Source organism: Lysobacter enzymogenes (genome assembly GCF_900106525.1).
Classification (GTDB): domain Bacteria; phylum Pseudomonadota; class Gammaproteobacteria; order Xanthomonadales; family Xanthomonadaceae; genus Lysobacter; species Lysobacter enzymogenes.
Genome location: NZ_FNOG01000006.1, coordinates 1 through 23,840 on the forward strand (window position 1 = coordinate 1; position 23,840 = coordinate 23,840).

Annotated in this window: 36 protein-coding genes; 31 read left to right on the forward strand and 5 right to left on the reverse strand. The window is 65.7% G+C overall.

The window, feature by feature from the left end:
• Nucleotides 1-12 precede the first annotated feature (12 nt).
• The 4 genes from BLU84_RS15425 to BLU84_RS15435 form a co-directional block, all read right to left on the reverse strand.
• Nucleotides 13-390, reverse strand: coding sequence for a hypothetical protein (locus BLU84_RS15425; RefSeq protein WP_074869083.1), 378 nt, complete (start codon nucleotides 388-390; stop codon nucleotides 13-15).
• Nucleotides 391-393: 3 nt separating this feature from the next.
• On the reverse strand, nucleotides 394-570 hold the full coding sequence (locus BLU84_RS27225; protein WP_170849179.1) for a hypothetical protein: 177 nt from the start codon (nucleotides 568-570) through the stop codon (nucleotides 394-396).
• Between the two features lie 3 nt (nucleotides 571-573).
• Entirely contained in the window at nucleotides 574-777 is a 204-nt protein-coding gene (locus BLU84_RS15430; RefSeq protein WP_074869086.1) for a hypothetical protein, read from the reverse strand.
• Between the two features lie 308 nt (nucleotides 778-1,085).
• Nucleotides 1,086-1,619, reverse strand: coding sequence for a helix-turn-helix domain-containing protein (locus BLU84_RS15435; protein ID WP_170849180.1), 534 nt, complete (start codon nucleotides 1,617-1,619; stop codon nucleotides 1,086-1,088).
• Nucleotides 1,620-1,713: 94 nt separating this feature from the next.
• Between BLU84_RS15435 and BLU84_RS15440 the strand changes: the two genes are divergently transcribed.
• Nucleotides 1,714-1,938 carry a hypothetical protein gene (locus BLU84_RS15440; RefSeq protein WP_074869095.1) on the forward strand — a complete coding sequence of 75 codons (225 nt, stop codon included), beginning with the start codon at nucleotides 1,714-1,716 and terminating at the stop codon, nucleotides 1,936-1,938.
• An 89-nt stretch (nucleotides 1,939-2,027) separates the two neighbouring features.
• Here BLU84_RS15440 and BLU84_RS26600 read toward each other — a convergent pair whose 3' ends face one another.
• Nucleotides 2,028-2,333, reverse strand: a complete 306-nt coding sequence (locus BLU84_RS26600; RefSeq protein WP_139175035.1) for a hypothetical protein — start codon at nucleotides 2,331-2,333, stop codon at nucleotides 2,028-2,030.
• Nucleotides 2,334-2,677: 344 nt separating this feature from the next.
• On the opposite strand from BLU84_RS26600, the gene BLU84_RS15445 reads away from it, so the two are divergent.
• From BLU84_RS15445 to BLU84_RS15585, 30 genes are all read left to right on the forward strand, one after another.
• Nucleotides 2,678-3,028: a hypothetical protein gene (locus BLU84_RS15445; protein WP_074869098.1), complete on the forward strand. Its 351-nt coding sequence runs from the start codon at nucleotides 2,678-2,680 to the stop codon at nucleotides 3,026-3,028.
• Entirely contained in the window at nucleotides 3,025-3,240 is a 216-nt protein-coding gene (locus BLU84_RS15450) for a hypothetical protein (RefSeq protein ID WP_074869102.1), read from the forward strand. Before BLU84_RS15445 ends, BLU84_RS15450 begins: the two co-directional genes overlap by 4 nt.
• A complete protein-coding gene (locus BLU84_RS15455) occupies nucleotides 3,237-3,455 on the forward strand; it encodes a hypothetical protein (protein WP_074869106.1) in 219 nt (72 codons plus the stop codon). The genes BLU84_RS15450 and BLU84_RS15455 overlap by 4 nt, the downstream gene beginning before the upstream one ends.
• A 142-nt stretch (nucleotides 3,456-3,597) precedes the next feature.
• The gene (locus BLU84_RS15460) at nucleotides 3,598-4,068 is read left to right on the forward strand and encodes an endonuclease domain-containing protein (RefSeq protein ID WP_170849181.1); all 471 of its coding nucleotides are present in this window, start codon (nucleotides 3,598-3,600) and stop codon (nucleotides 4,066-4,068) included.
• Nucleotides 4,068-4,901, forward strand: coding sequence for a YdaU family protein (locus tag BLU84_RS15465; protein WP_074869113.1), 834 nt, complete (start codon nucleotides 4,068-4,070; stop codon nucleotides 4,899-4,901). Before BLU84_RS15460 ends, BLU84_RS15465 begins: the two co-directional genes overlap by 1 nt.
• Nucleotides 4,822-5,265: a hypothetical protein gene (locus BLU84_RS15470; RefSeq protein WP_139175036.1), complete on the forward strand. Its 444-nt coding sequence runs from the start codon at nucleotides 4,822-4,824 to the stop codon at nucleotides 5,263-5,265. Before BLU84_RS15465 ends, BLU84_RS15470 begins: the two co-directional genes overlap by 80 nt.
• Before the next feature lie 244 nt (nucleotides 5,266-5,509).
• Nucleotides 5,510-5,827 (forward strand): hypothetical protein, encoded by a 318-nt coding sequence (locus BLU84_RS15475; RefSeq protein ID WP_139175037.1) that lies wholly within the window; start codon nucleotides 5,510-5,512, stop codon nucleotides 5,825-5,827.
• Between the two features lie 23 nt (nucleotides 5,828-5,850).
• The gene (locus BLU84_RS27230) at nucleotides 5,851-6,018 is read left to right on the forward strand and encodes a hypothetical protein (RefSeq protein ID WP_170849182.1); all 168 of its coding nucleotides are present in this window, start codon (nucleotides 5,851-5,853) and stop codon (nucleotides 6,016-6,018) included.
• Nucleotides 6,018-6,317: a PDDEXK family nuclease gene (locus tag BLU84_RS15480; protein WP_074869123.1), complete on the forward strand. Its 300-nt coding sequence runs from the start codon at nucleotides 6,018-6,020 to the stop codon at nucleotides 6,315-6,317. Before BLU84_RS27230 ends, BLU84_RS15480 begins: the two co-directional genes overlap by 1 nt.
• A gap of 127 nt (nucleotides 6,318-6,444) precedes the next feature.
• On the forward strand, nucleotides 6,445-6,801 hold the full coding sequence (locus tag BLU84_RS15485; protein ID WP_139175038.1) for a Ref family recombination enhancement nuclease: 357 nt from the start codon (nucleotides 6,445-6,447) through the stop codon (nucleotides 6,799-6,801).
• On the forward strand, nucleotides 6,798-7,196 hold the full coding sequence (locus BLU84_RS15490) for a hypothetical protein (RefSeq protein ID WP_074869131.1): 399 nt from the start codon (nucleotides 6,798-6,800) through the stop codon (nucleotides 7,194-7,196). The genes BLU84_RS15485 and BLU84_RS15490 overlap by 4 nt, the downstream gene beginning before the upstream one ends.
• 104 nt (nucleotides 7,197-7,300) lie before the next feature.
• On the forward strand, nucleotides 7,301-7,603 hold the full coding sequence (locus tag BLU84_RS15495; RefSeq protein WP_074869135.1) for a Gp49 family protein: 303 nt from the start codon (nucleotides 7,301-7,303) through the stop codon (nucleotides 7,601-7,603).
• Nucleotides 7,604-7,610: 7 nt separating this feature from the next.
• Nucleotides 7,611-8,048 (forward strand): lysozyme, encoded by a 438-nt coding sequence (locus BLU84_RS15500; RefSeq protein WP_074869139.1) that lies wholly within the window; start codon nucleotides 7,611-7,613, stop codon nucleotides 8,046-8,048.
• A gap of 14 nt (nucleotides 8,049-8,062) precedes the next feature.
• Complete coding sequence (locus BLU84_RS15505) at nucleotides 8,063-8,305, forward strand: hypothetical protein (protein ID WP_139175039.1); 243 nt, start codon at nucleotides 8,063-8,065, stop codon at nucleotides 8,303-8,305.
• Nucleotides 8,302-8,616, forward strand: a complete 315-nt coding sequence (locus BLU84_RS15510) for a hypothetical protein (RefSeq protein WP_074869145.1) — start codon at nucleotides 8,302-8,304, stop codon at nucleotides 8,614-8,616. The genes BLU84_RS15505 and BLU84_RS15510 overlap by 4 nt, the downstream gene beginning before the upstream one ends.
• Entirely contained in the window at nucleotides 8,616-8,894 is a 279-nt protein-coding gene (locus BLU84_RS15515; RefSeq protein ID WP_074869147.1) for a hypothetical protein, read from the forward strand. Before BLU84_RS15510 ends, BLU84_RS15515 begins: the two co-directional genes overlap by 1 nt.
• Nucleotide 8,895: 1 nt before the next feature.
• On the forward strand, nucleotides 8,896-9,363 hold the full coding sequence (locus BLU84_RS15520) for a lysis system i-spanin subunit Rz (protein ID WP_139175040.1): 468 nt from the start codon (nucleotides 8,896-8,898) through the stop codon (nucleotides 9,361-9,363).
• A 2-nt stretch (nucleotides 9,364-9,365) separates the two neighbouring features.
• Nucleotides 9,366-9,821, forward strand: coding sequence for a terminase small subunit-like protein (locus BLU84_RS15525; protein ID WP_074869151.1), 456 nt, complete (start codon nucleotides 9,366-9,368; stop codon nucleotides 9,819-9,821).
• A complete protein-coding gene (locus BLU84_RS15530; protein ID WP_074869153.1) occupies nucleotides 9,818-10,615 on the forward strand; it encodes a hypothetical protein in 798 nt (265 codons plus the stop codon). Before BLU84_RS15525 ends, BLU84_RS15530 begins: the two co-directional genes overlap by 4 nt.
• Nucleotides 10,615-12,198 (forward strand): terminase large subunit, encoded by a 1,584-nt coding sequence (locus BLU84_RS15535; protein ID WP_083382673.1) that lies wholly within the window; start codon nucleotides 10,615-10,617, stop codon nucleotides 12,196-12,198. Before BLU84_RS15530 ends, BLU84_RS15535 begins: the two co-directional genes overlap by 1 nt.
• Entirely contained in the window at nucleotides 12,198-14,288 is a 2,091-nt protein-coding gene (locus tag BLU84_RS15540) for a portal protein (protein WP_074869157.1), read from the forward strand. Before BLU84_RS15535 ends, BLU84_RS15540 begins: the two co-directional genes overlap by 1 nt.
• 44 nt (nucleotides 14,289-14,332) lie before the next feature.
• Entirely contained in the window at nucleotides 14,333-15,289 is a 957-nt protein-coding gene (locus BLU84_RS15545; RefSeq protein WP_074869160.1) for a hypothetical protein, read from the forward strand.
• 82 nt (nucleotides 15,290-15,371) lie between these two features.
• A complete protein-coding gene (locus BLU84_RS15550) occupies nucleotides 15,372-16,520 on the forward strand; it encodes a P22 phage major capsid protein family protein (RefSeq protein ID WP_233431161.1) in 1,149 nt (382 codons plus the stop codon).
• A gap of 71 nt (nucleotides 16,521-16,591) precedes the next feature.
• Nucleotides 16,592-16,912, forward strand: a complete 321-nt coding sequence (locus BLU84_RS15555) for a hypothetical protein (protein ID WP_074869166.1) — start codon at nucleotides 16,592-16,594, stop codon at nucleotides 16,910-16,912.
• Nucleotides 16,913-17,332 carry a packaged DNA stabilization gp4 family protein gene (locus tag BLU84_RS15560; RefSeq protein ID WP_074869170.1) on the forward strand — a complete coding sequence of 140 codons (420 nt, stop codon included), beginning with the start codon at nucleotides 16,913-16,915 and terminating at the stop codon, nucleotides 17,330-17,332.
• The gene (locus BLU84_RS15565; RefSeq protein ID WP_074869173.1) at nucleotides 17,329-18,732 is read left to right on the forward strand and encodes a packaged DNA stabilization protein; all 1,404 of its coding nucleotides are present in this window, start codon (nucleotides 17,329-17,331) and stop codon (nucleotides 18,730-18,732) included. Before BLU84_RS15560 ends, BLU84_RS15565 begins: the two co-directional genes overlap by 4 nt.
• Nucleotides 18,729-19,295 carry a hypothetical protein gene (locus BLU84_RS15570; protein ID WP_074869176.1) on the forward strand — a complete coding sequence of 189 codons (567 nt, stop codon included), beginning with the start codon at nucleotides 18,729-18,731 and terminating at the stop codon, nucleotides 19,293-19,295. Before BLU84_RS15565 ends, BLU84_RS15570 begins: the two co-directional genes overlap by 4 nt.
• Before the next feature lie 2 nt (nucleotides 19,296-19,297).
• Entirely contained in the window at nucleotides 19,298-19,918 is a 621-nt protein-coding gene (locus BLU84_RS15575) for a hypothetical protein (RefSeq protein ID WP_139175041.1), read from the forward strand.
• A complete protein-coding gene (locus BLU84_RS15580; protein WP_074869183.1) occupies nucleotides 19,918-21,453 on the forward strand; it encodes a hypothetical protein in 1,536 nt (511 codons plus the stop codon). Before BLU84_RS15575 ends, BLU84_RS15580 begins: the two co-directional genes overlap by 1 nt.
• A complete protein-coding gene (locus BLU84_RS15585; protein ID WP_074869186.1) occupies nucleotides 21,453-23,468 on the forward strand; it encodes a hypothetical protein in 2,016 nt (671 codons plus the stop codon). The genes BLU84_RS15580 and BLU84_RS15585 overlap by 1 nt, the downstream gene beginning before the upstream one ends.
• The last annotated feature ends 372 nt before the right edge of the window (nucleotides 23,469-23,840 follow it).

A 23,840-nucleotide genomic window follows, 5' to 3' on the forward strand; every position in this document is an offset into this window, starting at 1 on the left:
CGGCCCCGGCGCTCACAGAGCCACCCGCGCACGGCCGCGCTGGAACAGGTCGCCGATGGCCTCGGCGGTGCGGACCTTCCGGTAGCCGGTCTCGTCGCCCACGTCGCGCTTGGCGAAGCGGAGGAGGACAGCGGTCACCAGCGCGTTCTCGCGAGTCTCCAGCGCATGACGATCAGCCGGACGCCCCGTCATGAACGCCTTGACCCGCAGCGCCATCAGCTCGTCAGTGTGGTCGCAGTCGACCTCGTTGATGGCCCGCTCGATCGCGTCCGGGCACTTCTCCAGCTCCGAGACCCGAGCCGAGACGGCCTCGCTGTAGCGGTCCCAGCGCTCGCCCTCGGCGTCGTGCTGGCTGTCGTACTGACGTTGCGCTTGGTGGTAGGAAGCCATGGCTCAGACCTCCACGATGCCGAACCGCAGCGCCAACAGCTGGCGACGGTCGTCGTTGGTCATGCGGTTGCCGTAGTAGTTGCCGCGGATCGCGCTCTGCGCGCGGATTGCGGTCTCTCGGTCGATCTGGCCAGCGCTCAGCGCCAGGCCGATCAGAGCGGAAGCGGCGGAGACGGTCATGGCTCAGGCCTCCGAACCGTCGGAGTTGATCGCGACCGGGAAGGTGCCCCAGTCCTGCTCTTCCATGCGGAAGCACGGGCCGGAGATGGCCTCGACGACCGCCTGCAATTGAGGGGTCACGTATTCGCCGCGATGCACTTCCCGGCGGCAGAACTCGATCAGAACCGCCAGCTGTTCCGGAGTCGCTTCGAAAGTCTGGGTTGCCATGTCCTTGCCCCGTGGTTGCCGGCTCAAGTAGCCGTTTATGGCTAGTACGATACGGCAAAAAACGGCCCTGTCAAGCCGTTTATGGCTAGTCCAATGAACATTTTTATGAATAGGGCTATTCGCCCCGGCGAGGTCTTCCAGGGGGTACGCCTGATTTCCGCAGTTGGTGCGCGGCAGCGCGTGGACGGAAGGGGATGACGTTGCCGCCAGGCCCGAGGATTAGTTCGCGTTGTACTGGTGCTTGAGGGGTGTCAGCCAACCCCTCGATCCTCGCCGCCAAGCGGACTGCTAGTGCCCAAAGTTTGCCATCAGACCACTCGTCCATCGTCGTCATCCCTCGATCTCAGCCACTCGGCTAGCTGCTCTGATGCATCCTCCAGATCGAAATCGGAGGGCCGCAGCGACACGATGTCGTAGGCCTGAGCGAGGGCGGTTCCGTCAGCTGAAACGTCGACCCGTCCACGCAGAATCCGTGACACAAACGACAGTAAGCGCATCGCGTGGCTGAGGGTTACAGGGTCTGGTCGCCCAAGTTGCGACGCTGGATGAGACTGCAACAGCTGTGCTGATGGGAGGCCAAGTGCTTCGGCCATTCGCTGATCAGCAGCTGTCAGAACACGGCCCTTGACGAGGTAGTCCACAGAAACGGTATAGGCATCTGCGATCCGCTCGACGTTGTCGACGCTGGGGTTAACCTCGCCGCGGATGATTCGGCCGATCGTCGCCTGAGGGACGCCTGATTTTTGCTCGAGCGCCGTCTGCGTTCCCAGGTCGGCCGAGACTTTCATAAGGGCATCAATTCGGCGCCCGATATCGGGCCTGGGGGACTTGGGTTTAGCCATGGGCGAATGGTTGCATTCGCGGATAGCCATAAGAGGCTTGCACTAATAGCCATAAACGGCTAATGTCGGTCGGGACACTCAAGGAGGCTGGCCAATGCCATCCCGTAAGCCCGAGCCGATGCTCGATTACATTCGCCGCCGCCTGACTGAGCTTAAGGGGCAGTGGCCAGAGATCAGTCGTCGTGCCGAAGTCCCCTATTTCACGTTGTCCAAGCTGCATTCCGGTGCGGTGAAGAACCCCCGGGTCGAAACCTGTCAGGCGCTGCACGACGCCTTGCGTGCCATGGAGAAACAGCCCCCCAAGGGCGAGGCGGCGTGAGGTGGACGCCTTTGGCCAGGGCCCTTGGGGCGAAGAACACGAGCGAATGCTCGCCGATGCCGCCGAGCGGGCAAAGAAACTCGACCAAATCAGCCCGCTGTTGGCGTACCTGCTCCTGAAGCGGGCTTCGGGAAAAATGCCAGCCATCTTGCTGCCGCCTCGGCCATCGCCGTTTGCATCTGGCGAGTCGTTGCTGGCGGCAATCCAATTGCAAACGCGTCGTTGCTCAGTGCTGCTTCTGACTCCGGTAGCAGCACTTGGAAGGCTGCTTTCACGGATTCTGGGCTGGGGTGCGTCGCGATGAGCGCCCTGATCATCAAGTCCCTGACGTGCCCGACTGTCGTCATGTCCATGACGATGGCTTCCAGTGCCGCTACGCGCTTCTCCAGTTCCATGACGGTCTCCGGTGTAGGTGAGGGTGGGTCGCACCCCCAAGCCTACGCCGGAGCCCGTCGCCATTTCTCGGCTGGCGCGCACTCAGCGGCCTCGCCGACTGGCCCACGGGAATACCACGACCTGCGCAACGCGTCCTTTGGGCGCCGGCGCGGGGCAGGGCAGGCGTCGAATCCGCACGCCGTCCTCGCGTCGCGTCACAGCGAACGCATTGCCGCACACGCGCTTCAACTCCGTCACCGGCTCGACCTTTCCTGACTTCTTCACGGGGCTCGTTCCTTCGGGGTGAGCCCTTTTTATGGCCCACACAACAAAGTTGACGAAAGTTGACGAAGGTAGATCGGCGATGACGTTCCTCCCGAACCGCATTGAAGCGGTCCCGTCTGCAAAGCCCGCAAGCGACGACGTGCTGCGCCTATGCCGCGATGAGCGGGACGCGTTCCTGGTGTCGGTGCAGCTGTCTGGCCTGACCTATCAGGAGATCGGCGCACGCATCGGCGTGTCGAAGCAGGGCGTTCACAAGTGGCGCGAACAGGGTGTCCCGCATCGCCGCACCCGCGCCTTCTGCAACGCCACAGGGACGCTTCTGGTGATCCAGTTCCGGGAGCTGCAGAAGGCCCTGCGCGTCGCCCAAAACCGAGTTCGCGAAGCCGATCGCATCGGCTACATCGCCTCAATGCAAGGGGCCGCGGCATGAGCGCGCTCAACACCCAGATCGGCGGCGACCACTACCGCGGCCGAGCCATCCAGCCAGTCCAGTACATCGAGGCAAACGCCTTGGGGTTTCTAGAGGGCTGCGTAATCAAGCGCCTGACCCGCCACGCCCGCCCGACGGGCAAGGGGCGTCAGGACATCGAGAAGGCTATCCACGAGCTGCAGCTTTTGCTGGAGCTGAGGTATCCGGCATGACCCGCAACCTGACCGACGAAGAGATCCGTCTGATCCCGGACAACGTCCAGGAGGCGCGTATCCGCTTGCTCAAAGCGACGATCCCCGCAGACCAGCGTGAGTTGTCCAGGCACCTCCGCGAGCGTCGACGTCGGGAGCGGGCGCACAAGCGTCGGCTAGCTCGTGAGGCTATTGCCCTCCTGGCTGCAGAAGCTCAGGGGGCCACATGCGCCTGATTTTGGCCCTTGTCCCGTCGCTAGGACGGATGGCGTGACCTCGTTACAAGCCCCCTCACGTGCCGGTAGCTCCGGCGCGGACAGCCCGAACCTGGCGGGTTGGGGGTTCTTTCTTCCAGGGCACCAGGAGACGGATATGGCAATGAAGATTCAGGATTGGGTGATTCGTCGCTTCCCGCTGGAGAAGGCCGAGAGCCCAATTGAGGCACTGTTCTACGCCTCCTTCGTCTTGTTGCGACCTCATCTGAGGCTGCCCGACTCGCCGGTGGTGATCCTCGAGCCTCAGGCAGCGCTCGGCGCTTACCGGGCCGACTTCTTGTTCAAGATCAAGTCGCAAGCCGGCGACGTCAAGCGCTTAGTCGTAGAGCTTGATGGCCACAACTTCCACGAAAAGACGAAAGAGCAGGCCAGCACGGACAAAGCCCGTGATCGATGGATGACGGGCCAGGGAATCGTCGTTCTGCGGTTCAGCGGGTCGGACGTTTGGAACAACCCCTTCGCATGCTGCCAGGAGGTGGCTGATCGCATCTACATGCTGCTCTACGGGGTCAGCAGGAAAGAGGCGGCCGCTCGCGCAGGATTTGAGGCCATCCGGCGAATTCTGGAAGAGTGATGAACTACTACGAGCGCCACCTTGGAGACTACGCGCGCGACACCGGGCACCTGTCGATGCTCGAGCACGGCGCCTACGGCCAGCTGATGGATCGCTACTACGCGACCGAGCAGGGCATCCCGGATGACCAGCGCTATCGCATCACGCGCGCCGCCTCCAAGGCCGAGCGCGCTGCAGTGGACTCGGTGCTCAAGGAGTTCTTCCGACTCGCAGAAGGCGTGTGGGTTCATGGTCGGATCGAGGCTGAGCTGACCAAGGCGACGGATCGCATCAATGCAGCTCGAGAGAATGGCAGGAAGGGCGGGAGGCCCAAGAAAGAAAACCCAGTGGGTTCTTCTCAGAAACCCGATGGGTTTTCGCTGGGTTATGAAAACGAAACCCAGAAAAAAGCTCACCAAGCACCAGACACCAGTATCTATCCAGTAGCTAACGCTACTGGCGCTGACGCGCCGCCGAACGGGCCTCCGTCTGACCCGATCTGGGGATCAGGCCTCGCCTTCCTGATCCGCAAGGGCATCCCCGAGAAACCTGCTCGAGGGCTGCTCGGCCAACTGCGCAAGGCTGCTGGTGACGTCGAGTGCGGGGCAATCCTCGCCGACGCCGAAGCGAAAGACATTTCGGACCCCGCGGCATGGCTGATGAAGGCCGCCGCCAACGCGCGAACCAACCGCGGCCCACCCGGATCACCGGGAGGTAACCGTGCGCCCCAAAGCAAGACAGGACAGGCAATCCAAGCACTCGAGGAGATGAAACGTGGACTGGCTGGGAACGGAAATTCTGACGGGTTTTCAGAAGCTGCTCTGCCTGGGCCTCGATCGGCAGCCGGCTGGTGAGGTCATCCCGGGAACTGTGCGGGCTTGGCTCGAGGCGCTGACGACCGGCCGCGTCTGGGACCAGGAGCGCGATACGGCGCGGATCCGGCAGGCATTCGTGCTGCTGGCTCAGACCCAGCGCACCTGGCCGGCGCCGCGGGACTTCCTAGACGCACTGCCTCCCTCGCCGATGCCGGTGCTCAGGCTGGCTCGCCCGGCCTCCAACCCCGAGGTGGCCAAGAAGGCCTTGGCCGAGATCGGGCGGATGGTTGGGTCGAGTGGCCCGGCTGAGCCTAAGGCGCCTCGGCAACGTCAGCCCGAGGCCATCCCGCTCTCCCAGGTCCAAGCCGAGCTCGAGCGCCACTACCGAGGCGACAAGTCATGACCGCGGGCTGGAACGCGATCCCGCTGCCGAGCCCCTGGCGAGTCCGCCAGCTCCCACTGGGCGAGCGCCGATCCCGCCAGATCAGAGCCCTGTATGCGGAGCGCTGCAGCCCCGCCGAAATCGCTGCGCACTTGCAGATCGGGGTCGACGAGGTCCGTCGAACTCTGCATCGGCCAGGGCGTGAGCACTAACCAATCCGCCGGCATCGCGCGCGCGCGAACGGCACCGACCGGAGCAACAACCGATGAGCGATCCGACTGACTTCCGTACCCGTATCGCGAACCTGATGGGCGAACTGGAGATCGAGCTAGCCTCGGTCGATCCCAGTGAAATGGTGGCACGCAAGAAGCTGCTCGATGAGGTCGTCAGCCGTCTCGCCAATGTTTGGTGGGGCTCTGAGCGTCCGCAGCCGTCAGGAAACGCCGCTACGCCGGCCGCGAGCCGGTCCTGGCGCGACGCCTACGAGGGCGCGCGCGAGGACTTGCTCGACTGGAAAGACCGAGCGCTACGCGCTGAGGCTGCGTTGCAGGCGCGCGGGACCGTTCTGGGGCGGGACATTTAAACGAGCGGCACGAGGAGAGATCGATGGCTGAGCGCGAACAACGACAGCTGCCGCCGAATTGGCCATTCGCGACGGCTGAGGAGCTTGCGGCACACCGCGACCTGCAGCAACGCGGCTATGCGCTCCTGCGTCAGGCTCACGAGCGGTTCTCGGATGCCCATGAGCGGCGACGCGAGGCGGCCAAGCAGTGATGCGGCCCAAGGCCCGCAAGGACGCCAACCACGCGAGGATCGCGCGGCACTTCGAAGCGCTGGGCTGCAGCGTTGTCGAGCTGCCGCACGCCGGCGTCGCCGGCTTCCCTGACCTGGTCGTGGGCTGCATCGGGCTCAATCGCCTGGTCGAGATCAAGAACCCCGAGACCGCCTACGGCCGCGCCGGCCTCAACCCCAACCAGCAGGCCTTCAACCGCGACTGGCGAGGCGAGCCCATGTTCGCCGTGTGCAGCGAGGACGAGGCTACGGCGCTGGTGCAGAACTGGAGAAGGCCATGAGTGAATCAAAGGCTGTGCTTATCGCCGTCCTGCTGTCGCCAGTTAGCGTGGCGTCGCTGCTATTCGGATTCTGGCTTGGCGGCCTTCGACTTGGCAGATTTCTTGACAAGCGGAGAGGCGGCAAGAAGTGAAGCGAGGCCGATCAACCGGCGCACCGACCAAGGCTCAGGTCGAGCGCTTCGAGATGATTCGGGAGTGCGGCTGCGTGGCCTGCCTGATCTACGGCCTAGAGACCTACCCAGAGATTCACCACCTCACCGTCGGCGGTCGCCACGGCCAGAAGCGGCGTGGGCACGACTTCACCATCGGGCTCTGTTCCTGGCACCACCGCGGCGATCCGGGCTTCAGCACCCGCGACCTGTGCGAGCTCGCCTACGGCCCCAGCTACGCCCTACAACCCAAGCGATTCCGCGAAACCTTCGGCCAAGACGACGAACTCCTGGCCTACCAAAACAGGCTCATCGGCCAAAGCGAGGCAGCATGATCGACCGAACCGCACTCGAATCCCGCCTTCGCAACTGGGCCGAGGAATACGGCGGCAGCAAGTACGCCAACGTTGGCTGGCCGGGCCAGAACATGATCCAGACGCTGGTGGAGCACAAGGGCTTCGTGCCGGACTCCCGCGGCTTCATCCCGGTGCCGATCCGCTCCCAGGCCGACGAGGTCGAAACCGTAGTCCGCGAGATGGAGCAGGGAGACTACATGCGCCAGGCCAAGGTGCTGCGGTGCGACTACTTCCACCCGGGCATGGCGATCGATGCCCGGCTCTACGCGATGCGTCGGATCGGCCTCGGCATCAGTCGGACGGCCTACTACGACCTCCTGGCTCAGGCGAAAGCGATGGTGGCCGGAGCCTTGTCAACGGCGAAGGCTGCCTAGGGCTTGCGTCCGGACGAAATGTCCGAATAATCAGGCAACATCGAGCACTGACCCTCAAGCCCTGGCGCGCAAGCGCTGGGGTTTTTCCGTTTCTGGAGCCCAAAATGACTGACCAGCAGATCGAGAACGAGATCCAGTCCAAGGGCTTGACCGCGCCGCGCGTTACGCCTGCCGATGTCGAAGCCGCCATCGTGGGCGAGACATACACCGTGTTGCCGAACGGCCGCACCACGGTATGCCAGCTCACCCTCGCCAATGGGTTCACCGTCGAGGGGCTTTCGGCAGCCGTCAGCCTCGCGAACTTCGACGCCGAGATCGGCCAAAAGATCGCGCGACAGAACGCCGTGAGCCAGGTGTGGCCGCTGCTGGGCTTCCGTCTGGCTGACAAGCTCGCCGAGCACGGCTGATACGGCGATGTCCGCCCTGGCCCAAGCTGTCGCCCTCATCAAGCGCTGGGAGGGCTGCAAGCTCGTGGCGTATCCGGATCCGGCGACGGGCGGTGATCCGTGGACCATCGGTTTCGGCGCCACTGGGCCGGGCATCAGCCGCGGTGTCCGCTGGACGCAGGCACAGGCTGACGACCGCCTCGCGCGCGACGTCGACCGGTTCCAGAAGGGCGTGGCTTCGGTGCTGAAGCGTCAGGCCACCGAGCAGCAGCTCGGCGCCATGACCAGCTTGGCCTACAACATCGGCGTCAAGGCCTTCACGAGCTCGACGCTGCTCCGCAAGTTCAACGCTGGCGACGTAGCCGGCGCCGCGGCTGAGTTCCTGCGCTGGAACAAGGCTGACGGCAGGGTCATGCGTGGCCTGACGAATCGTCGCCAAGACGAGCGAGAGGTGTTTCTGTCGTGAACGACTCGATGGACGTGATCGTCCGCCTACTCGCCATCGTGGTGCCGGTCCTGACGATGGTCATGGCCGGCCTGATCGGCTGGGTGTGGCTGCTCTGGCAGGACCACAACAAGCACAAGCTGTACTGCGCCGAGAACCTGCTGAAGTCCGGTGCGATGCAGGAGGTCAAGGACGAGATCCACGGCCTGCGAAACATCGTCTACCAGATCGCGCTGAAGATGGACGTGCCGGTCTTTACGGAGCCCTACCGCCGATGAGCGAGGAGCTGGAACTGGCCCGGGAGTTCCGCGTGGGCATGGAGCGTCTGGAGGTGGCCTTGAGCCGCCTGGACCGGGGCAACGGCAGCAACGCGACGATCAACGTCAACGCCGGCGGCATCGGCGTCTGGCTCGCGGCTACGTGCTGCCTGGCGATGCTAGCGGCAGGGTTCGTCGGCGGCCTGTGGATGGTCAGCGATCGCGCCGAGATCCGATCCCAGTTGCGCGAGCGCCGCGACGGCGAGAACGCCATCCGCGCCTACATCAACACTGGCGTCCTGAAGCCCAGGGCCGAGCCGGAGAAGAAGTGATGTCCGAGGAAGAGATCATCATCATCGGTGGTGGCCCCAAGAAGCCGCCGCAGCCGCTGACCAGCCTGAAGCCGCAGGGCGTCGAAGGCGCGAAAGTCATGGCCAAGAAGTACACGACCTACGTCTGGGGCTTCGTGGCTGCGCTGCCGACGCTCTACACGAGCCTGCTGGCGCTGGGCCCGGTCCCGGCGAGCATGGAGCGGATTCTCTGGGGCACCGCGGCCTTCGGGCTGTTCTGCTCCTGGGTCCGCCAGCGCGTGGACCATCCGGGCGAGTGACGTGACGATCCTGGCGCGCGTTCTGCTGGCGGCACTCGTGGCCATGGCAGTCCTGGCGCTGTGGCAGCGCGGGTCGCTGGCGAAGGCTGAGCGCGCCCAGGACATCGCCCAGGCTGCCCAGCGCCTCGCCGAGGCCGAGCGCGACAACGCCAACCACCTCATCGCCGTCGAGCGCCAGCGCGCCGACAAGGCCAGCGCCATCGCGGCCAGGTTCGAACAGGAGAAGCGAGATGCTGAATCGAAAGGTGCGGCTGTCGCTGCTGACCTGCGCGCTGGCAACCTCCGGCTGCAGCAGCGTTGGGCCGGCTGTGAAGCCCGAGTGCCCGCGGCTGGCGCCGGTAGCCCCGAGCCTGATGCAGCCGCCGCAGACCGAGCAGAAGGTGCGGCAGATCTTGTTCGAGTCGCCGCCGAGTGCGACGCCACCGTCCGCGGGCTCCAAGCCCAGGTGACGGCGGATCGAGGCCAATAACCATGCGCGCGACCAAGTACACCGCCGAGCTAGCCGCAGAGATCATCAAGCGGATCAGCAACGGCGAGACCCTGGCCGAGATCTGCCGCAGCGACCACATGCCAGCCGTTCGGACGATCAGCGACTGGAAGGCGGCGAACCGGGCCTTTGACAAGGACATGCGCGAGGCCCGAATCCTTGGCTTCGACGCCATCGCCGAGCGCACCCGCCTCACTGCTCGTGGCAAGACCACTGTGGATGGGGGCGACTCCTCCGGCGACGTGCAGCGCGACAAGCTCATCATCGAAACCGACATCAAGCTCCTCGCCAAATGGTTCCCGCAGCGGTATGGCGACAAGGTCCAGCTCGAGCACAGCGGTGAGATCGGCGCCAAGACCGACAACGAGATCGATGCTCGCATCGCTGAACTGCTGGCGAAGTTCGGAGCCGACGAGAAGCCAAAGAGGAAGCCGCGATGACGACTTTTCGGCCCATCGCCGACGCCGGCGTAGCGTTCTCGTTCCAGCAGTTGGGTGGCAGCCCGCAGTTACAGGGTTCGAATGTCGTAGCCACTGAGGACGAAGGACCTTCCTGGACGATCCTGTTCGATGACGAGCAACCGCGCCCTGTCCGCATCACGATTCAGTCCTACAACAGCGTGCGACGGCAGTTGAGTGAGGCCCCCAGCTTCTTCGAGCTCTACGCAGGGTCTGACCCAGCAGTCATCGTCACCAACCAAATTCCAGACGACGCGACAGAGTTCGTCCCGAACCCGGTTTCAGGGTCATACGGTCAGGTGGTTTACACCGCTGGCTTTGGTAGCGAGTTGTCCCGCATCGAGACCTTCTCGATGCTGGTCGAAGTAGACGCAGCGCCCGCTGAAACCTGCGAGGAGCTTGGACGCGTCTCGCGCTGCTACGTCTCGGCACACGACCGATCCCGCATCCACGACACGCGTCTCTACCCGACCGAGAAGCGGTGCCTGGTCGCCAATTTCAACGGCGCCGTCGCCAAGGGTCGCACGATCGTGAAGGCCGAATGGCGCATGCAGCCGGTGCTGGCGGTGTCGATGGCCAACCCGGCCATCGATGGTCGCGAGGCGAGGGTCATGATCCAGGCCGCCTACCGCGGCGAAACCTCGATCAAGTGCACGGTGACATTCGACAGCGGCGAGATTTACACCCAGTTGTTCCGGGTGCTCACGCTGCCGGGGCCGTTCTTCGGCGACGAGTTCACGACGGGCGGCCCAGCCTTCTTGCAGGTGACCGCGTGATGTTCGACGCCGCGACCGACGACGAGCGCCGCGAATTGCACGCTCTGCTTGAGGAGAAGGAGCGGCGCGTCCTCCGCGTCGAGCCGGACCTGGCCAATTTCGCAAAGGAATGCCTGCGAATCCGCGCCAAGTCGGGCAAGACCCAGGCGTTCCGGTTCAACCGCGCCCAGGCCTTCATCCACGAGCGTCTGGAAGAGCAGCGCGCGAGAATCGGTCGCGTTCGCGCGCTGATCCTCAAAGGGCGCCAGCAGGGCTGTTCGACCTATGTCGGCGCCCGGTTCTACCGCAAAACAACCCTCGCGACGGGCATCCGCACCTTCATCCTCACCCACGAGGATGCGGCCACGCAGAACCTGTTCGAGATGGTGAATCGCTACCACGAGAACTGCCCGGACGGCGTGCGCCCAAGTACAGGCGCGGCGAACGCCAAGGAGCTGTTCTTCGATCAGCTCGACAGCGGCTACAAGGTCGGCACTGCCGGGACCAAGGGTGTCGGCCGGTCGAGCACCATCCAGTTGTTCCACGGCTCCGAGGTTGCGTTCTGGCCACACGCTGACACGCACGCCGCCGGCGTGCTTCAGGCGGTGCCGGACGAGCCAGATACAGAGGTGATCCTGGAGTCGACGGCGAACGGCATCGGCAACCTGTTCCATCAGAAGTGGACTGACGCCGAGCGCGGCATCGGCGATTTCATCGCTATCTTCGTGCCCTGGTTCTGGCAGGACGAGTATCGCAAGCCGGTGCCGGATGCCTTCGTCAAGTCCGACGAGGAAACGCAGTACGCCGCCAACTATGGCCTGGACGACGAGCAAATCGCCTGGCGGCGCAACAAGATCGCAGAGCTGAAAGACGCGACGCTGTTCAAGCAGGAGTACCCGGCGACCGCGGCCGAGGCCTTCCAGATGTCGGGCCACGACAGCTTCATCAAGCCGGACAAGGCGGCCACAGCGCGCGCGGCGAACCTGGAGCCCTCGGGCCCACTGGTGATCGGCTTCGACCCGGCGCGGTTCGGCGAGGACGGTTCCGCGATGGCGCGCCGACGTGGCCGGAAGGTCATCAAGGTCGATCGCCGGGAAAAGCTCTCCACGATGGAGGGCGCCGGCTGGGTCAAGCAGGTGATTGACACCGAGAAGCCGGCCCGCGTCTTCATCGACGTGGGCGGGCTCGGCGCCGGCGTATACGACCGGCTGGTCGAGATGGGTTACGGCGACATCGTGCGCGCAGTTAACTTCGGGAGCGCGCCGCTGGAGCCGCCCAAGTTCGACGAGCACGGCCGAGAGATCGGCGGCGGCCCGGCCAATCGCCGCGCGGAGATGTGGATGGCGTCACGCGACTGGCTCGACCAGGAAGGCGGAGCTGACATCCCCGACGACGACGCGCTGCAGGGAGATGCCTGCGGGCCTGGCTACAAGTACGACAGCAACTCGCGCGTCCTGATCGAACGAAAGGAAGACATGCGCCGCCGTGGCGTGAAGAGCCCGGACGGCTGGGACGCCGTCGCGCTCACCTTCGCCGAACCCGTGGCTGTGGCCACTCGCGTCGCGATCCCCGACATCGCTGACTGCCCGGTGGACTATTACTGATGAACGACACCGCGAAGGCCACACGCCGAAAGGACACGGACGGCATCGACGAGATGCGCGACCGGTTCAAGAAGGCGAAGGAGTACTGGCAGCCGAAGTTCGATGAATGCCTGGCCGATATCAAGTTTGTGGTCGTGCCTGGCCACCAGTGGGACGACAAGCTCAAGAAGCGCCGCGGCAACCGGCCGACCTACGAGTTCCCCAAGCTGCGGATGCACACGCAGCAGGTGATCAACGAGATGCGACAGACGCGGCCGCAGGGCAAGGTGCGCGGTGTCGAGGAATCGGACCGCGGCCTGGCCGAGTTAATGCAGGGCATTTGCCGCAACATCGAGGCGACCAGCGACGCCGACACCGCGCATGACATCGCTTTCGAACCGGCGGTTCAGGGTGGTTTCGGCGCTTGGCGCATCTGCACCGACTACGCCAACGACGACGACTTCGACCTCGACATCATCATCGAGCCGATCTGCAACCCGTTTTCTGTGTTCTTCCAGCCGGCGGCAAACAAGATCGATCGCCGCGACGCCGAATGGTGCTTCGTGCTTGACCGGATCGCCAAGGCGCAGTTCGAGCGCGAACACCCAGGCGCCAGCGTGTCGGACTTCGACCAGGACGCGGCCTGCGCCGATTGGCGCGACCGCGACCTCATCCAGCGCGCCGAGTACTGGTACAAGAAGCCGATGAAGCGCGAGCTGTTGGCGATCAAGGGCCCGACCGGCCAGTTGGAGGTCGTGTTTTCCGATGACGCCAAGCTCGACGACGCCACCGCGGGGCGCCTGGGCATCCAGATCATGCGCCGCCGCGTGGTGAATTCGCACAAGGTCTACATGCGGCTGACCAATGGCCACGAATGGCTGTCGGAGCCCTACGAGTTCCCATCGAAGTTCATCCCGATCATCGTGTGCTGGGGCAACATCCAGAACATCGATGGGGACGACTACTTCAGCGGCATGGTCCGCTATGCGAAGGACGGTCAGCGCCTGCACAACGTGCACCGGACCGCGGCCGTCGAAGCAGTCGCCAAGGCCCCGAAGGCTCCCTTCATCGCCACGCCTGAGCAGATCGCTGGCCTGGAGTCGATGTGGAATGCCGCCAACGCTGAGGACCGACCCTATCTGCTCTACAAGAACGTCGATGGGCTGCCTGCGCCCCAGCGCACGCGTCAGGCCGAGGTGCCTGCCGCGTTGATCCAACTGGCCGGCATGGACAACGACGACATGAAGGCGGCGACGGGGCAGTACGATGCCAGCCTCGGTGCGCGATCCAACGAGACCAGCGGCATTGCGATAAACTCGCGCAAGCAGCAGGGTGCGACCGCTACCTTCAACTACATCGACAACCTCGTGCGCTCGATCCGCTACGAGTACCAGATCTTGGTCGACATGATCCCGCGGGTCTACGACACCCCGCGCGTGGTGCGCGTGCTCGGCGACGACGGCGGCGAGAAGTGGCGGCAGCTGTATCAGACCGTCGAAGACCCTGAGTCCGGCCAGCAGATCACGCTGAACGACATCAGCAAGGGCAAGTACGACGTCGCGGTGACGGTCGGCCCGAGCTACGCCACGCAGCGCATGGAGGCCGTCGAGGCCTTCACCCAGCTCGCTGGCCAGCTCGGCAGCAGCTTCCCCGCGATCGCGCCACTGGTCGCTTACCAGGTCATCAAGAACCTGGACCTGCCGGGCAGCGATGAGGTCGAGAACGCACTGCGCAAGACGCTGGTGGAGCAGGGCATCATGCCGCCGCGTGAGGGCGAGGAGCCGCCCCCGGCGCCACCGCCGGATCCGCGACTGCAGGCCACTGTCGACAAGATGATCGCCGACGCCGACAAGGCGCGCGCCGCCGCGCGGCAGTCGAACGCCAACGCCGCCAAAACCGAGGCCGAGACCCCGACCGTGCAGCCGCTGGCCGAGGCCGACTACGCGAAGACCATGTCTGAGGTCGCAGCCAGCCAGATCGTGGGGCTGACCCGCGCCGGCCGGATCGGCCAGGCCATGGGCCTACCACCCGACCAAGCATTCACCCTGGACGAACCGGAGCCCGCGCAAGCGGGCTTCGCCGCATCTGGGGCCCCCGAATTCACGGGCTGAGCCCGTCCGCTACGGCCCGGTTCGGCCGATCCCCCGAGGACGCAATGAGCGACAACACCAGCACCGCGCAGAGCGGTGGCGGCGAAGCATTGGCCGCGCAGCCCCAGCAGCCCACCCAGCAGCCAGCCGCGCCGGCACGCGCGCCGCGCAACGACGCGGAGGCAGCCCAGCAGGCCGCGGCCGCGACCGAGGCGCAGCAGCAGGCCACCGAAGCGGAAGCCGCAAAGAGCGAGGCAGCCGCGAAGGAACACAAGAACCGCACGCGCAGCTACATCGAGCGCCTGCAGCAGGAAAACGCCGAGTACCGCCGCCAGCTCGCCGGTGGCGGCCAGCAGCAGCCGACCCAGCGCCCTGCGCAGGGATCCCAGCAGCAGCCGGCCAAGGCGCCGCCGACGCTGGAGGAATGCGACTTCGACCACGAGCGGTGGCTGAAGGAGCAGGTGCAGCACGGCGTCCGTGAAGCGCTCGCGTCGAGCCAGAGCGAGCAGCAGCAGCGCCAGGCCAACGAATCGGCCGTCAAGACCGAATCCGCCTATCAGGCGCGGGCGAACGAGTTCGCCGAGCAGCATCCCGACTACGACGAGGTCGTCTACAGCATCCCCTACGAGCTGTCGGAGCAGTTGCAGCTCGCGATCAAGACCCACGAGAAGGGTCCGGAGATCGCCTATTTCCTCGGCAAGAACGATGACGAGGCCTGGTCCATCGCCAGCCTACCGCCGCACCTCGCGGCCGCCGCTGTCGACCGCCTCGCCAAGCGCCTGACCGGCGCCAACGCTGCCGCGCCGCAGCAGCCCCAGAACGCCGCCGCGGCGGCCGCGCCCGCGCAGCCCAGCGCGCCCCAGACGCCGCCGGTCGCTGCCGCGGCGCCCGCCAAGCAACTCACCAACGCCCCGCCCCCGGCGCCCACGCTCGGCGGCCGCTCTCCGACGGATACCCCTTCGGAAAAGCTGACCGACGACCAGTGGGCGAAGCGCGAACTCGAGCGCCGCCGGAAGCGCTAAGGGCTCCCGACTACCGAATCAGAGGAAACCCACCATGGGACAGGCTCTCACCCACCAGATGATCGCGCGCGAAGCTGCGCTCATGCTGGTCCAAGAAAACCCCGTCGTGAAGAACGTCAACACCGACCGCAAGGTCGAGTTCGGCGAAGAGGTCAACGGCTACAAGAAGGGCGATACGGTCCGTATCAAGGTCCCCCCGGTTCCGGTCGTGTTCGACGGCTCCGTGTTCGCCAACGGCGGCAGCGCGCCGCTCGCCCAGGAAACCGAGGTCGCGCTGACCCTGGACACCCAGAAGCATGTCGCGCTGACCTTCGGCGCGAAGGAAAAGACCCTGGATCTCTCGGACTTCCGCGAGCGCTTCCTGCGGCCGGCGATGAACTCGCTGGGCGCCGTGGTCAACGCGGACCTGCTCACCCGGATGAAGAACCAGACCCCGAACGTCGTCGGAACCTGGGGCACCATCCCGGCCACGCGCACGACCTATCGCAACGCCAGCTCCACCCTCGACCGCTTCCTGGCGCCGACCGACAACCGCAGCATCCACTTCACCTCCGATGCCAACGACGCGCTGGCCGAGGCCAACGCGACGTTGTTCCACAGCAAGCAGGAGCTGGAGGCCGAGTTCGACAAGAACGCGGTCGGCATGTTCGCGAACCTGCAGTTCTACACGCAGCAGTCGATCCCGGTTCACACCAACGGCGCCGGCACGGGCTACGTCACCAACGGTGCCGCCCAGACTGGTGCGCTGCTGGCGGTCGACACCGGTACCGGCGCGGTCACCAAGGGCTCGGTGATCACCATCGCCGGCGTGAACGCGGTGAACCCGCTCACCGGCGAGGACATCGGCCGGCCGCGAGCGTTCGTCGTCACGGCCGACTTCGCCGGCGGCGCGGGCAACATCGCCATCTCGCCGGCGATCGTGCAGAACACCACCAGCCAGCGCGGCAACGTGACGGCTCTCCCCGCAGACGGCGCCGCGGTGACCATCTTCGGCACCGCCAGCCAGTCGAAGGCCCAGAACCTCGCGTTCCACAAGGATGCGTTCGCGGTCGCCTTCGCGCCGCTGCCGGTTCTGGCGTCGTGCGAGGGCTACACCGCCACGATCAACGGCATCAGCGTCCGCGTGATGACCTTCGGCGACGGCTACCAGGACAAGGAGCACACCCGTATCGATGTGCTCTACGGCGAAAGCGGCGTGCGCACCGATCACGCCGCGCGCGTCACCCAGTAAAGCCGCCGCGTCAGTGGCGATTCGAGGCGCCTTCGGGCGCCTCGTTCTTTTGGGGCCCAGGAGTCCAGACCATGAAGCAGAGCTACCCCCGCATGCTGTATCCGGCCGGCGACGCCGCGGCCGATCCGGTGATCGTGAACGACGAGGCCGAGGAGGCTGCGCGCCGGAAGGACGGCTATCAGCGCCTGGGCGATCAGCCGAAGGCGAAAGAATCGAAGCCGGCGGCGCCGCCGACGCCGCCGGCCGATTCGCCGAAGTCCGGCGAGACGGCCAAGGGCGATACCCCGCTCGACGCGCCGGCCGACGCCGCTACGGCGCCGGTGACCGCCAGTAAGCCCGAGGCGCCCAAGCGCGGCCGTCCGCCGAAGGCCGCCAAGACCAAGGCCAAGTAAATGACCGCCGTCGCCGACATCATCCGCGACGCGCTGTCGCACCTGCGCGTGCAGGATCCGCGGCAGCCGGTAAAGCCCGAGAACGCGCGCGACGCGATTCGCGCGCTGAACCTGATGATGGCGGCGTGGGAAGTCGAGGGCGTCTCGGTCGGCTGGTCCGCGGTCGTAGAGCCCACCGACGAACTGCCAGCGCCGCCGGAGGCTGAGGGCGCCATCGGCTACAACCTCGCACTTCGGCTGCGCCAGCGCTTCGGCGTCCCGCTGCAGCCCGACCTGGTGGGGCTGGCGCGCGACACGCTCGCCACGCTGCACGCGCAGGTGCTGGCCAACGTGTTCGTTCGCGTCAGCTACGAAGACCTGCCGTCCGGCGAAGGCCAGCGCTACGGCCGCGGCGACTGGCGCGAGGGCTTCACCGGATGAAGTGGCGACCGCTCCAGATCGTCGGCGGCGCCTATTCCGACGACACCAAGCCGTGGACCTGCCAGGACGCGGTCAACTGGCTGCCGCTGCAGGCCGAGCGGCCCGGCGCGCGCTCCGACGCGATCATGCGCAGCGCGCCTGGCTTCCGGCAGTTCGCCACCACGCAGAACAAGCCGGTGCGCGGCTCTCATGACGCCGAGGGCCTGTTCCTGGTCGTCGCCGGTACGACTCTTTACCGCATCAACCCGGACGGCACCTCGACTTCGCTGGGCAGCATTCCGGGCGTCAACCGCGTCTCGATCGCGCACAACCAGATCGAGAACGGCAACGAAATCGTGCTCGTCAACGGTCAATCCGGCTACGTCTTCAACACCACGACCAGCACGCTGGTCCAGATCACCGACGAGGCTTTCCCGGGCTCCTACATCGTCGACTTCATCGACGGTTACATCCTCGGCGTCGACCCGTTCGGCCGGTTCTGGTTCACAAGCGACCTGACCCAGGCGACTCAGTACAACAGCCTGGACCGCGCGGACGCCGAGGCCGCGCCGGACAAGATCGTCTCGCTGATGGCGCTGGGCGACCTGGTTGCCGTGTGGGGCGAGCGCACGCTGGAGTTCTTCCAGAACACCGGCGCGACCACCGGCACGTTCCAGCGCGTTTCGAACCTTTCGCAGAACATCGGATGCGCATCGCCGTATGCGCGCGCGCAGCTCGATAACTCGGCGTACTGGCTTGGCGACGACGGCAACGTCTACCGGCTCCAGGGCACGTCGCCGGTGCGCATCAGCACCGCGGCGATCGAACAGGCCATCTCCGGGCTGAACTGGAACAACGCCTTCGCGACCACGTTCGAAGACCGCGGCCACAAGGTCTTCTACCTGACCTTCCCGGACGGCAACACCTGGGGCTACGACGTGCTGTCGCAGGAGTGGCACCGGCGCGAGTCGCACGGCATGTCGCGTTGGCGCCTGAGCACGCTGACGCGTTGGCGCCGGCGCTGGTACGGCGGCGACATGCAGAACGGCAAGGTTTACCTGCTCGACTGGGACGAGATGACCGAGGATGGGCAGCCGCTGACCTCGATCCGGCGCACGCCGGTGGCGCACGCGGACGGCAATCCGATCATCGTCGACGGCTTCAAGGTCGTGTTCGACGTCGGCCGTATCCCTGTGGGCCTGTCCGACCATTCCTGTGCGATCAGCTACAGCGACGACGGCGGCCACAACTGGTCGTATCCGGCCATCGAGTCGATCGGCGCGGCTGGCCAGTACCGGCAGACCGTCGAGGTGACGCAACTCGGTATGGCCGAGACTCGAGTCTGGGAAATCCGCGTGAGCAGCCCCGGCAAGCGCGACGTGATCGCAGCCTCCTGGCAGGCCGGGGTGGCCGACTCGTGAGGATCGCGACCGGCCCTGAGTTCCTGGAGTCGATCGCCAACCATCCGCGCGTCTTCCCGTCCGTTTCGCGCGCCGGCGACGGGCCGATCTCGCTTGCGGCGGCGTGGCCGGAATGCATCGGGATCGAGTTCGACACCGGTGGCTGGCTCGCGCATCGGCTCGCCCCGGGCCTGTACGAGCTGCACACCCTGTTCCTGCCGAAGTCGCGCGGCGTGCGGGTGGCGGCGGCGCAGATGCTGCGCTACCTGTTTTGCGCGCGCGACGCCATCGAGCTCGTGACGCGCGTCCCTGCGGATCTTCCGCACGCGCGGCGCCTGGCCGAGTGGGGCGGCTTCCAGCATCAGTTCACGCGGCCGGCGTCCTGGCCGCGCGCCGCCGGCGCGGTCGACGTCGACCACCTCCGGCTGCCGCTCGACACCTGGATCACGCACGGGGCGGCCGACGCCGTCGCGGCTTATCGCGCCTACCTCGACACCTGCAACCAACTGGGTCAGCCGGCGAAAGGCCGCTGGGCCTGGGACCGCTTCGCGATCTTCGCGGGGCTCGAAGAATCGGAGAACTGAACATGCCCGCAGCAGCAGTGGGACTGGCCGGTGCGGCCATCAGCGCCTACTCGCAGAACCGCGCCAGTAAGAAGGCCGCGGGCGCGCAGACGGCCGCGAACGATGCCGCCATCGCCGAATCGCGACGGCAGTACGATCAGAATCGCCAGGATCAGATGCCGTGGCTGGAAACTGGCCGCAACGCGCTCGCGCGACAGAACGCATTTCTCAACGGCGATACCAGCGGCTTCGATAACTCGGCCGACTACAAGTTCGCCGTCGACCAGGGGTTCAAGGGCCTCAACCGCGGCCTGGCGCGCAACGGCGCGCTTTGGTCCGGCGGCGGCGACGCCGACCGTATCGCGCTGGGCCAGGGCCTGGCCACCCAGTACGCGAACAACTACTGGAACAAGCTCGCCGGGCAGGCCGGCCAGGGCCAGCAGTCCGCGCAGAGCCTGGGCGCGTTCGGTCAGAACGCGGCCAACAACGTCGGGAATCTGCTGGTGAACAGCGGCAACGCGCGCGGGTCGGCCTACCAGCAGCAGGGCGACACCATGTCGCAGCTCGTCGGTGTCGCCGGCAACGCGGTCGGCAACTGGCTCGGCCGCCGCAACAGCACCGGCTTCAACCTGGGGGGCTACTGATGGCCACGAATCTGCTCGGCCTCAACGACTACATCCGCAAGGGCTACGAGGAGGGGCGCGCGCAGGGCGATCAGCAGCGCCTGCGCGGCCTCGCGCCGCAGGTGCTCAGCGGCGACGCCGGCGCGACTGCCCAGGCCTACGCCATCGACCCGCAGGCCGCCCAGGCCTACGAAAAGGGCGCCGACCGCATCGGCACCCAGGTCTACAACGTCGCCAGCAGCATCAAGCGGCTCATGGGCGCCGGCCAGGAAGCCTCGGCCGCGAATCTCTATCGCCAGTTCGCGAACTCGTCCGGCGTGCGCATGCGCTTCCCCGACATCCCGCGGGACTGGGACAAATCGTCGATCATGCCGGTGGTCGATCAGATCATGGCGCAGACGATGGGCGCGAGCGGCGCCCCGACCAACGAGATGCGAACCTTCAACGCGATGACCGAGGGCTTCACCCCCGAGGACCGGCTGAAGGCGCAGCGCGTCAACGCCGGGCTCGACCCGCGCGCGGTCACCGGCGCGGTCAAGTTCGGGACTATCGTTGGCGCTGACGGCCGCACGCGCGCGACAAGGCAGAACCCCGCGACAATGGTGATGGAGGTCTACGACGACGCGGCCGGCGACTTCGTGCCGCTTGGAAGCGGCGCTGGAGCCGCTTCCGTGCCGCCTACCAGCGGCTCTGGCATTGCTCTGGCGCCGGCGCGTGCTGGCGGGAATACCAGCGTCGCCCTCGACGGTGTTCCGCAGGAACTGCAGCAGCGCATGGCCAACATGGCCGCGCTCATGCAGCAGGCCGGCTACCCCGCCGAGCAAATCGATGCCTGGATGGGCTCGCAGTTGGACGGCCAGACCCGAAACGTGAGCCCGCAGCAATTCGCCGCGCCGGCGCCTCGGCCTGCCGCCAGTCCCGCGCTGGGCGTCAGCCGCTCGCCCGAGGAGCAGGCCGCGCTCACCACCACCGCCCAGGAGCAGGCCAAGATAAACGCCGAAATGGGCGCATACACCCGTATGACCGGTTTGGAGGCCGATCGGGCGGCCGCGGTCGAGGGCGCCAAGGCCGGCGCCAAGACGCAGGCCGAGGTCTCCGCGCAGCGGGGCACCCGCGCGCGCGACGCACAACAGGTGCTGATGTTGCTCGATGAGGCCGAGCGCCTGATCCCACAGGCTACCGGTGGATCCGCCGGGGCGCTGATCGATCAAATTGCCGGCGCCGCAGGCCACGCGACTGAGGGAGCAAAGGCGACGGCTGCGTTGCGCACGATCGCTGGCCAGCTCACCTCAAAGCAGCCGCGCATGGAGGGTCCGCAGTCCAACGCTGATGTCGAGATGTACAAGCAGATGGCCGGCGACCTGGCCAACCCAAACCTGCCGCGAGAACAGCGCCTAGCAGCAGCGAAGCAGATCCGGCGCCTTAACCTGAAATACGCGTCGCAGAACTCATCTGGCGGTACCAGCGGCCAGGGACCGGCTGTTGGCGCAGTGGAGGGTGGCTACCGCTTCAAGGGCGGCAATCCTGCCGACCCTAATGCCTGGGAGCGCATCTGATGGCAGGCCCGTGGGAGAAGTACCAGCAGGCGGCCGCTGCCGCAGCAGTATCAGCGCCGACTGACACGCCGGCAGAAGGCCCTTGGACGCGCTACCAGCAGCCTGCTGCCGACTTCAGCGACGTTCACGCTGGCGTGTCGTCCACCGACCATGCCAGCCCCAGCGTCGATCGCTATGCTGCAGCCGGTATCAATCCGAACATCAATCCCGCGGACGGCGAATCGTTTCTCGACAACGTCGCTGCGGGGTTCGGTTCCAGCTACGTCGATCTCAAGAACTCAGCGCGCCAGCTGCTCGTCAACAACGCGGCGCGGCACACCGGTGCCCTGCGCGAACTCCAAGAACAGGTCGGCGCTATCGAACCGGCCAAACGTCTAATCCAGGGTGCGGACAACGCCGCACAGTCCTATCGTAAGGGCGTTCAGGCCGAGATCGACGAGAAGAAGCGCAACGACGAGAGCCTGCGAGGAACCGGCGGAGGCTTCACTGGCAATGCGCTGGGCCTGCTAAGCCAGGTGCTTCTCCCCGCAAGCGGACTGCGCGTGGCTGCGGCTGGCCCCGGCGCCGCGTCAAGCGGCGTCAATGGCTTGCTATTGGGGGCTGCGCGCGCGCTGATGCCCGCGACCATTAAAGGGTCTGCTGCCCAGGGCCTCGTGCTTGGCGCCCTGCAGCCTGTCGCCAGCGACGACAGCCGCGGCGTCGACACACTGATTGGCGGCTTGGCCGGCGGCGCTGGCGCGACACTTGGCAAGGGCATCGGCGCTGCGGCGTCTGCGGCCTACCAAGGGACGCGAAATCTCCTCGCACCGACCGTCGCCAATATCGAGCAGCGTGTCGCTCAAGTTCTACGTCAGGAGGCGGCTAATCCCGGGCTGCTCCTGTCTGGGCAGCCGTCGCCGATCCCCGGCGTGCAGCGGACGCTAGCCGAGGAAACCCTAGATCCTGGTATAGCGCGTCTTGAGCGACTCTTGCGGAGTAAGGGGGGAACTTGGGGCGACCTGGATCGGGCGAACAACGACGCGCGCGTGTCCGTGATCCAGCAGTTTGCTGGAGATCGTGCAGCCATCGAATCGGCGAAAAGGCAACGGAGCGCCGCGGCGAAGCCGCTGCTTGACCAAGCCCTGCAAGTCACCGGCGTCGACATCAATGCAGCGGTGAAGACCCTAAAAGACGCAGCCCGTGGCGCGGAAGGTCGCCCAGCGGTGCAGGAAGGATTGGCTCGCGTAGCTTCTTTGCTCAAGCGGGCTGCACCCGGCGGCCAGGGCACTGTTGCCGAAGATCGTCTGAGCGTTCTGTACAACGTGCGCAAAACTATAGACGACATGCTCGCCGGCAAATACGGCGGAGAATCGGCAGCGGCGCTGGCTGGTTCGCGTGAATTGATGGGCGTGAAGGAGTCACTCGACGACGTCATGATCGCGGCTTCGCCGGAGTTTGGTCAGTATCTCGACGCCTTCCGCAAGGGGTCGATACCGATTGGTCGAATGCAGATCGGGCGTGAATTGCTGGAAAAAGGCGGGGCGGTCCCCGATGCCGTCTCTGGAAACATCGTTCTTACGCCTGCGCAGTTTTCGAAGGCGACGCGAGATATGGATCGCGTTGCGGCGAAGGCGACAGGGTTCAAGAAGGCAGAAGCGGATCGATACCTTCAGCCTGCGGATGAAGCCTCAATCGCGGGCATTCAAGATGATCTGCAGCGCCGCGCTTTCGCAGCCAGCGCCGGCAGCGGCGGGAACTCGCAGACCGCTGAGCGATTGCTGGGTAATGAGCGACTCACGAAGGGAGTAACGGGTCGCGTTGCATCGCGCATCCCGCTGTTCGGCGCTGCCTCCGAGTATCTGCGCGAAGCGGGCCAGCAGCGCCTGGAGAGCAAGCTCGCCGAGGTTCTGATGAATCCGAAGCAGGCGAAGTCAATCCTTACGAGGCTCCCACCCAATGATCGGCGCGCTCTCCAGGCTGCGCTGACCCGGGCGGGCAACTACGTGGGCGCCGTCAGCGCGAACGCGAACGAATAGCCGGTTTTTGATGCGGCCGGCCGGAAGCGCGTACCAAAGAACGATCGCCAAAACGCGCGCGCTTCCCCAGAAGAACAGCAACAGCAAGATTCCGAGCACCGGTTTCAGCATCAGTCCTGCAATCCACGGATGTTCGGTTACGAATTGGTCCATAGCTCATTCCCCCCAGCTGTACCCATTGGCTCCGCAATTCCTTTCGAGCGAGTTCATCACCTCGTCGGCGGAAAACTCCTTTTTTCGATATGAGTCGACGTTGGCTTGCACTATTGCGCGACAGTTTTTGGGCAGACCGGTCTCGCCGTAGGTCGGCTTCGCATTTGGGTCGAGCCTGTCGCATCCACTGACAGCCGCGGCGATAGCAATTCCTGAAAA